Here is an 8,538-nt window from a genome sequence, read left to right as displayed (position 1 = left end):
GGCCGGGCGCGCCGGCGAGGCCTTCGACAAGCGCGTCGCGGGCGGCGGCGGCGCGGCGGCGGGCGCGGCGCAGATGGGCGGCGAGATGGCCCTTGCGGATGAAATCGGTGATCGCGCCCTGCCCGAACGTCGGGGGAAAGCGGTCACTGCGCGCGCGGAGCCCGACGACCGCGTCGACCAGCGCCTCGGGCAGCACGGCATAGCCCATGCGCAGGCCCGGCAGCAGGACCTTCGAGAAGGTGCCGAGATAGACGACGCGGCCGGCATCGTCGAGGCCCTGCAGGGCGGTCAGCGGCGGACCGGCATAGCGGAACTCGCTGTCATAGTCGTCCTCGACGATGAAGGCGTCGTTGCTCCGGGCCCAGTCGATCAGCGCCAGCCGCCGGCGCATGCTCATGGCGACGCCGAGCGGGAACTGGTGCGACGGCGTGACATAGACGGCGCGGGCCTCCGGCATCAGCGCCGCGCCGGCGGCCGGGTCCAGCCCGTCCGCGTCGACCGGCACGCCCCGCAGGCGGATGCCGTTGCCGAGAAAGGCGGCACGGGCGCTCGGATAACACGGATCCTCGATCCAGGCGCCGTCGCCCGGCCGCAGGGCGGCACGCAGGAAGAGATCGAGCCCCTGCTGCGTGCCGGCGGTGACGACGATCTGCTCCGCGTCGCATCGCACACCGCGCGCGGCGCGCAGATAGGCGGCGATCGCCTGGCGCAGCTCCGCCCTGCCCCGCGGATCGCCATAATGGAAATGGTCGGCGTCCGGCCGGGCGAGATGGCGCGAGAGAAGGGTGCGCAGGCGCGCCAGCGAGCGCCCGTCCGCGGTCGCGACGCCGAGCGTGCCGGGAAGCGGCATGACGGCCGGCGGCGGGGCGGCCGGCTCGGGCCCGCCGTGGGGGCCGACACGCGGCACCGCCGCGCCGACGAAGGTGCCGGCGCCGACCCGCGCCACGGCGAAACCGTCGGCGATCAGACGCTCGAAGGCGGCGACGACGGAAACGCGCGACATGCCGAGCCGTTCGGCAAGCGCCCGCGTCGGCGGCAGCTTGGCGCCGGGGACCACCGCCCCCGTCTCGATCAGCCGGCGGACCGCGTCGTAAAGCGCCGGCGTGCGTGCGCCCGCGCCCGGCAGCACGGGGATGAGATCCGACCAGTCCGGTTGATTGGTCTTGAATTTTTGCCTTGAATTGGAGCTTTTTCGAACCAATGCCATGCCGCTACTTAGGCCCGACCGCTATCGAAAGGCAAGACCATGAGCCGCATCATCGACACCGACCCCGCGACGCATTATCCGGTGACCGAGCGCAACCGCGTCAAGCGCCTGCACGAACGGGCGCGCTACGATCGGGCGGCGGTGCATGCGATCCTCGACGCGGCGATGCTCTGTCACGTCGCCTATGCGATCGACGGCCAGCCCTACTGCACGCCGACGCTGTTCTGGCGCGCGGGCGACCGGCTCTACTGGCACGGCTCGTCGGCAAGCCGCATGCTGCGCCACCTCAAGGCCGGCACGCCGGCCTGCCTGACCGTCTCGCATCTCGACGGGCTGGTGCTGGCGCGCTCGGGCTTCAACCATTCGGCCAACTACCGCGCGGCGATGTGCTTCGGCACGGCGCGGATCGTCGACGATGTGCAGGAGAAGGCCGAGGCGCTGAGCGCCGTCATCGACCGCTTCTATCCGGGGCGCGACGCCTTGCTCCGGCCGATCACCGCGCAGGAGGCGAAGGCGACGACGGTCATCGGCATGGCGATCGAGGAGGCCTCGGCCAAGGTGCGCGCCAAGGGCGTCGGCGACGACGCGGCGGATTTCGCGCTGCCGATCTGGGCGGGCGTCATTCCGGTGAAGACGGTGCTCGGCGATGTGGAGCCCTGCCCGCGGGTGCCGGCCGGCGTCGAGCCGCCGCCGGAGCTCGACCTCTATGCGCCGGGCCGGACGCTGGACGCGGCGCTTGCCGACGCACAGCGGGCCTATGAACAGGCCTGACTGCGCCGCTTCATGGCACAAAAAATCGCCTGAAGCGGCAGCCTCAGGCGATTTCGTGTCGGGACCGGCGGGGCCGGTTCATCGAGTCCGTTCAGGACCTTGCGGCCGAAGCCTCAGGGCCTGAATCAGCCGACGATCTCGGTGCCGGAAAACCAGTAGGCGATCTCCTCGGCAGCGGTCTCCGGGGCGTCGGAGCCGTGCACGGAATTCTCGCCGATCGACAGCGCGTGAACCTTGCGGATGGTGCCCTCGGCGGCGTTGGCCGGGTTGGTGGCGCCCATGACTTCGCGGTTCTTCGCAATGGCGTTCTCGCCTTCGAGGACCTGGACGACGGTCGGGCCGGAGGACATGAAGTCGACGAGCTCGCCGAAGAACGGACGATCCTTGTGCACCGCGTAGAAGCCTTCGGCCTCGCGGCGGCTCATCCAGACGCGCTTCGACGCGACGACGCTGAGGCCCGCGTCCTCGAGCATCTTGGTGATGGCGCCGGTCAGGTTGCGCTTCGTCGCGTCCGGCTTGATCATCGAAAAGGTGCGTTCAATCGCCATTGTCTCGTTTTCCCTGGTTTTCATGGAAGTGGCGGTTCCATAGCCGCCAATTCCGGGCAAAACAAGGGGGATCGGTCGCCGGGCGGCCGGCGCCGCCACAGTTTCACGCTACCTTCGCATTTCTGCCGAGACCGTCGTGCAGATCGAGCAGGCGACCGTACCATTCGGCGACCGGATCGTCGTTTTTCAGCACCTCGACGCCCGCCGTCAGCCGCAGCCATTGCAGCGCGCCGAAGACGATGTAGTCCGCAAAGAGCGGGCTCCCGCCGCCGATGAAGGGCTGCAGCTTCAGCATGTTTCTCAGCGGCTGCAGCTTCCTGGCGAAGGCCTCGATCTCGTCGCGGCCGGCGGCGGCGATCTCCTCCAGCGAAGCGCCGAGCCGCTCCTCGCGGCTGCGGCGGAAATAGGCCTGATCTGCGGGCGCCAGCATGCCGTGGATGTCGAGGATGGCGATGCGGGTGATCGCCATGTGCAGCGTCGACTGCGACCAGTTCTCGATGAAGCGGGCCATCGCCTGGCCGCCGGCGCCGCCGAACAGCGACGGGCGATCCGGATAGGCCTCGTCGAGATAGAGCGCGATGTCGAAACTGTCGCGCACCAGCCGGTCGCCGTCCCGCAGCAGCGGCACCGTCTTCGTGCAGCCGCCCTCGATTTCGGGGATAGCGGTGAAGGCGACGGGCACGGTCTCGTAGTCGAGGCCCTTGTGGGCGAGCGACAGCACGGTCTTCCAGACATGGGGCGAAAACTGGCGGGCCTTGTCCTCGCCGCAGAGCGCATAGAGCAGCCGGGTCATGGGATCCTCATCCGGGTTGATCGGACGGCCATTCGAGCGCAAAGCGGCCGCCGGCTCAAATCACATAATTTCATGGAAGGCATTCACGCCGGACATGCGCCGCCGCAGTATAGTTGCCGGAGACACAGGGAGACCGTGATGATCGAGCAGTTCCGCATGTACGCCGCCTACAACCGATGGGCCAACCGCGCCGTCTACGAGGAGACCGCCAAACTGCCGGATGCGGCGTTCCGCGAAAACAAGGGCGCCTTCTTCGGCTCGCTGCATGGCACGCTCAACCACCTGCTTGCCGCCGACCGCATCTGGCAGAAGCGCTTTACCGGCACGGGCGACGCGCCGACCGCGCTCGACGCCATCCTCCACGACGACTTTGCCGGCCTGAGGGCGGCACGCGAGACCGAGGACGCGCGCATCATCGGCTGGGTCGACACGCTGACCGAGGTCGACCTCTCCGCCGCCATCACCTACACGCCGCTCACCAACCCGACCGTCATCACCCACGCGCTGGCGCCGGCCCTCTCCCACGTCTTCAACCACCAGACGCATCACAGGGGCCAGTGCCACATGATCCTGACGGCGCTCGGCCGGCCGAGCCTGACGCTGGACCTGATTTATTTTCTCAGGAGCGAGGGGACGCGGTGGCTGTGATGACGGTTGGTTAAGATAACGACGTAATATCTCGGTGTCCGCGACACCCGGCAGCAGTTGATTCTGGAGAATCAACCTCGCCACTACAACTTTAGCGAATACTAGCTTATTATATGCAATTATTTGGAGGAGGAGCGCCGTGCAAAACGTCTATGATTTGCTTACAGAGTCCTTCGAGGCGGCAACAGAAGAGATGTTGGCCTTCAAATTTGATGGATCCAGAGCCACCGACCGGACCATTGCGTCACTCTACGCGACCATCTACGAGGAAACAGATGCGGCAATCTGTCTTTATGACAATAAAAAATATACAGGAGCACACCTTATCCTGCGGCCGCTGTTGGAAGCGCATGTGGATCTTGTCGCGCTCATTAGGGATCCCGGCTACATCGAGTTCATGGAGGCACGTCATAACCGCGAATGGCTTCGGTTCCTCAAGAATGGCGACAAGGGCACAAACCCGTTCTTGAAGTTCTTCTGGAACAACGCCGATGTCAAAAAGAAAATCCACGAGGCTGAGCAACGTCTTGCCGCTCTTAAAACTCGCAATATACGCCCCTTGAAAGTTGCGCAACGTTTCGGCCGAGCCGACATGACTGAGGAGTATGAATCCGTCTACAATAACCTGTGCTGCCATACACACAATGACATTCGCGCCCTGGAGCAGCGCCACATTGAACCAGCCAACGATAAGAAGACGTTCCAAATCGTCATCAATGCCAAGCCCGGAGATGCCACAATAGGCACCTTGCTGGACGGCTTACTCGGCTTCATCCTGAGCAGTTCGCTATATGTCCATCGTCACTTCAATAGCGCCGCAGTGGCGCGCTTTGAGGAGCTGGATGCCAGACGAGCGCAGTTGCTCAAGAAAATCACAGCGCCAGCTTAACGTGTTTTTCACGAGTGGTTCTGTTTGGGCTCGGGACTGTAGCTGGCATTGCGTCATTACGCGGTCCGTTATGGGCAACCACAGCATCAGCTGTATTCACTACGTCAACCAGAGGACCAGCCGGTGCAATCTTGCACTCATGCGCTCATTTGTCATGTTTCGCGCGTCAGCTTTAGAAACGCTCGGATTGCGGGGGGCCTGTCACCCAGGGCACAGCCGGGCCTGCCCGCGGGGTGGAATAGTGCCGTTACGGGCGGCAGAGGAGATGCCCCCCTGTAGAAACGAGGGTGGACAATGGCACGAACGACCGAGGAATGGGCGGCCCTGCTGGGCAGCGCGCTGTCGAAGATGGCGCTGGTCTATGGCACGGATGCGCCGAACGCCTATCTGCCGGAGGATTGTTATCCGGTGATCGCCAAAACCTTCGAGGTGGCGATGACGGAGGCGCGGGCGGAAGGCTATGCGGCGGCGCGGCGCGAGCTTCTCGCCGAGCTGGAGAGCCGCCGTCCGGCGAACGGGAGCGTCATCCGCCAGGTGTTCCGGGTGCTGCCGATGGCGCGGCGCTCCGCCTGACGGGACCGGCGGCCGGCTGCGCCGCTCCCGAGGCGCGCGCGGCCTTCACGCCGCCATGCCTTCGCCGCCCGGACGCGGCGGCGACGGCCCTTCCCTGCCGCGCCGGCCGGCAGTCATGGGCACACGGCAGAAGCGAGGCGGCCTGCCGCTGCACCACACCCTATGTTAACGGCTTCGCCTTAAGGTTTGCGGCAAAGTCGAACCGTCGGCCGCGCCGACCCATCCGGGTATCCTCCATGACGAAACCGCCGGCAATCCACGCGAAGATCGGGCAGGCGATGGCGAGCCTCGGCATCAGCGGCCTGCCGCGCAACTACGAACTGCTGCACGAGGCGTTCACGCGCGGCAACCCCGAGATCGGCCGCGACATCGCGGCGCTCGGCGCCCATGCCGACCAGGCCGAGCTCGACGCGATCGGCCTGCGCCACGCGCTGACGGCCCACCACGCGATCGCAACGGCGCAGGCGGCGGCGCAGGCGGCCACGATCGTCTCCGACGTGATCGCCGAGACGGAGCGCAGCCGAAGGACGAAGGCGATCGCGCTGCAGGAAATCCGCGAGGCCGCCGGGCGCATGCGCGCCGATCCGGCCTTCGCGCTCTCCGAGCGCGCCGACGAGGCGCAGCGGCTGCTTTCCGTCGTCGAGACCCTCGTTGCCGGCGACGCGCGCCTCACCGAGACGGCGGACGCGCTGCTCGCCCGGCTGAAGACCCTGAAGGCCGGCATGGATGTCGGCGCCGAGGCGCTGACGCACGACCCGGTGACCGGCTTTGCCAACCGCGCGATGTTTCTCGCGCGCCTGAAGCCGCTGTTCGAGGAGCGGGAGGCGGAGGACGCCGTCTCGGGCCTCCTCCTGCTGCAGGTCGCGAGGCTGCGCGACCTGACCGAGACGCATCAGCCGGGCGTCGCCGACGACTGCGTCCGGCGGCTCGCGACGATCCTGCGCACATCGGTGAAGAAGCAGGATTTCGTCGCACGGCTCGGCACCGACCAGTTCGCGCTCGTCCTTTCCGACGTCAGCCGCGAGAACGCCCAGACGATCGCCGCCCGCATCCATGCCAGGATCGCGGCGGAAAGCTTCGCGCTGCCCGGCCGCGCGCTGCCCGCCGGCCTTCTCTCGGCCGTCACCGGCATCGCGATGACGGACGCGGCGCAATCGGCGGAGGCGCTCGCCGACCAGGCGCAGCAGGCGCTTTCCGTCGCGCTGGAGGCCGGCATCGGCGAGATCCGGCTCTATTCCGCCGAGGTCGCCGCGCGCGCCGCGCCGGCGTATCGGCGGGGGGTGGCGTGAGGGGATCAGGCAGTAGCGAATAGCGAATAGCGAATAGCGAATAGCGAATAGCGAATAGCGAATAGCGAATAGGTTGCCGGTGCGGCGGCTCGCCCGCAAGCGATCTTGCACCTTTTGAGGCGGCGGGGGCCTGGCCGCCACATTCGCTGCTGTTCCCCTCCCTATTCGCTACTCCCTATTCGCTATTCGCCGCATCACCATTCCCATTCCCCTCCCTTGCACTTTCCCCCGGCCTGCTCCAAAAGACCGGCATCATGATCACGATTTCCGGCCTTTCCGCCCGTATCGCCGGGCGCCTTCTCATCGACGACGCCTCCGTCTCGCTGCCCGCCGGCACCAAGGCGGGGCTGGTCGGGCGCAACGGCGCGGGCAAGTCGACGCTGTTCCGCATCATCACCGGCGACATGGCGCCCGAGGCGGGCGGCGTCGCCATCCCGAAGAACGCCCGCATCGGCCAGGTGGCGCAGGAGGCGCCGGGCACGGACGAGCCGCTGATCGACATCGTGCTTGCCGCCGACCGGGAGCGCGCGGCGCTGCTCGCCGAGGCAGAGGTGGCGACCGATCCGCACCGCATCGCCGATATCCAGATGCGGCTTGCCGACATCGGCGCCCATTCGGCGGAGGCGCGCGCCGCGAGCATCCTCGCAGGGCTCGGCTTCGACCACGCGGCGCAGCGGCGCCCGGCGAAGAGCTTTTCCGGCGGCTGGCGCATGCGCGTGGCGCTCGCCGCCGTGCTGTTCTCCGAGCCCGATCTCCTGCTGCTCGACGAGCCGACCAACTATCTCGACCTCGAGGGCACGCTGTGGCTCGAGGACTATGTGCGGCGCTATCCGCACACCGTCATCATCATCAGCCACGACCGCGACCTCCTGAACACGGCGGTCAACGCCATCGTGCATCTCGACCAGAAGAAACTCACCTTCTACCGCGGCGGCTACGACCAGTTCGAGCGGCAGAAGGCGGAGGCCGACGAGCTGCAGATGAAGGCGAAGGCGAAGAACGAGGCGGCGCGCAAGCACCTGCAGAGCTTCATCGACCGCTTCAAGGCCAAGGCCTCCAAGGCGCGCCAGGCGCAGAGCCGCATCAAGGCGCTGGAGCGCATGGGCACGGTGGCCGCCGTCATCGAGGACCACGTCCAGCCGATCACCTTCCCCGAGCCCGACAAGCAGCCCGCCTCCCCCATCGTCGCCATCAGCGGCGGCGCGGTCGGCTATGCGCCGGGCCAGCCGATCCTGAAGCGCATGAATCTCAGGATCGACAACGACGACCGCATCGCGCTTCTCGGCTCGAACGGCAACGGCAAGTCGACCTTCGCCAAGTTCATCTCCGGCCGGCTTTCGGCGGAGAGCGGCGAGGTCAAGACGGCGCCGGGCCTGAAGATCGGCTTCTTCGCGCAGCACCAGCTCGACGACCTGGTCCCGGCCGAAAGCGCGGTCGCCCATGTGCGCCGCCTGATGCCCGACGCGCCGGAAGCCAAGGTGCGTGCCCGCGTCGCCCAGATGGGGCTTGCGACGGAAAAGATGGACACGGCGGCGAAGGACCTTTCCGGCGGCGAGAAGGCGCGGCTCCTCATGGGCCTTGCCGCCTTCGACGCGCCGAACCTGCTGATCCTCGACGAGCCGACCAACCACCTCGACATCGACAGCCGCAAGGCGCTGATCGCCGCGCTCAACGACTTTCCCGGCGCCGTCATCCTGATCTCGCACGACCGCCACCTGATCGAGGCGACGGTCGACCGGCTCTGGCTCGTCAGGGACGGCACGGTGACGAGCTTCGACGGCGACCTCGAGGAATACCGCACGCTGATCGTCGGCGGCGGC

Annotated in this window: 9 protein-coding genes; 6 read left to right on the top strand and 3 right to left on the bottom strand. The window is 67.0% G+C overall.

What is annotated here, in order from left to right; genetic code table 11:
- Positions 1 to 1,129, bottom strand: a 1,129-nt coding sequence (gene pdxR / locus LXM94_RS16195; RefSeq protein WP_235772506.1) for a MocR-like pyridoxine biosynthesis transcription factor PdxR, incomplete at its 3' end; no start/stop codon positions are given.
- 117 nt (positions 1,130 to 1,246) lie between these two features.
- Here pdxR and LXM94_RS16190 point away from each other — a divergent pair.
- Positions 1,247 to 1,978, top strand: coding sequence for a pyridoxamine 5'-phosphate oxidase family protein (locus LXM94_RS16190; protein ID WP_235772505.1), 732 nt, complete (start codon positions 1,247 to 1,249; stop codon positions 1,976 to 1,978).
- Positions 1,979 to 2,103: 125 nt separating this feature from the next.
- Here the strand turns inward: LXM94_RS16190 and ndk are convergent, their stop codons facing one another.
- Positions 2,104 to 2,526 carry a nucleoside-diphosphate kinase gene (gene ndk, locus LXM94_RS16185; RefSeq protein WP_235772504.1) on the bottom strand — a complete coding sequence of 141 codons (423 nt, stop codon included), beginning with the start codon at positions 2,524 to 2,526 and terminating at the stop codon, positions 2,104 to 2,106.
- 103 nt (positions 2,527 to 2,629) lie between these two features.
- Positions 2,630 to 3,319 (bottom strand): glutathione S-transferase family protein, encoded by a 690-nt coding sequence (locus tag LXM94_RS16180; protein ID WP_235772503.1) that lies wholly within the window; start codon positions 3,317 to 3,319, stop codon positions 2,630 to 2,632.
- A 138-nt stretch (positions 3,320 to 3,457) separates the two neighbouring features.
- On the opposite strand from LXM94_RS16180, the gene LXM94_RS16175 reads away from it, so the two are divergent.
- The 5 genes from LXM94_RS16175 to LXM94_RS16155 form a co-directional block, all read left to right on the top strand.
- Positions 3,458 to 3,967, top strand: coding sequence for a DinB family protein (locus LXM94_RS16175; RefSeq protein ID WP_235772502.1), 510 nt, complete (start codon positions 3,458 to 3,460; stop codon positions 3,965 to 3,967).
- Between the two features lie 139 nt (positions 3,968 to 4,106).
- Complete coding sequence (locus LXM94_RS16170; protein WP_235772501.1) at positions 4,107 to 4,856, top strand: DUF5677 domain-containing protein; 750 nt, start codon at positions 4,107 to 4,109, stop codon at positions 4,854 to 4,856.
- A 294-nt stretch (positions 4,857 to 5,150) separates the two neighbouring features.
- A complete protein-coding gene (locus LXM94_RS16165) occupies positions 5,151 to 5,429 on the top strand; it encodes a hypothetical protein (protein WP_235772500.1) in 279 nt (92 codons plus the stop codon).
- Positions 5,430 to 5,665: 236 nt separating this feature from the next.
- Entirely contained in the window at positions 5,666 to 6,718 is a 1,053-nt protein-coding gene (locus LXM94_RS16160) for a GGDEF domain-containing protein (RefSeq protein WP_235772499.1), read from the top strand.
- Positions 6,719 to 6,972: 254 nt separating this feature from the next.
- A partial coding sequence (locus LXM94_RS16155; RefSeq protein WP_235772498.1) for an ABC-F family ATP-binding cassette domain-containing protein occupies positions 6,973 to 8,538 on the top strand: 1,566 nt, incomplete at its 3' end.

Source organism: Rhizobium alarense (genome assembly GCF_021555155.1).
Taxonomy (GTDB): Bacteria; Pseudomonadota; Alphaproteobacteria; order Rhizobiales; family Rhizobiaceae; genus Rhizobium_D; species Rhizobium_D alarense.
This window is presented reverse-complemented; position numbering and strand designations above follow the sequence as displayed.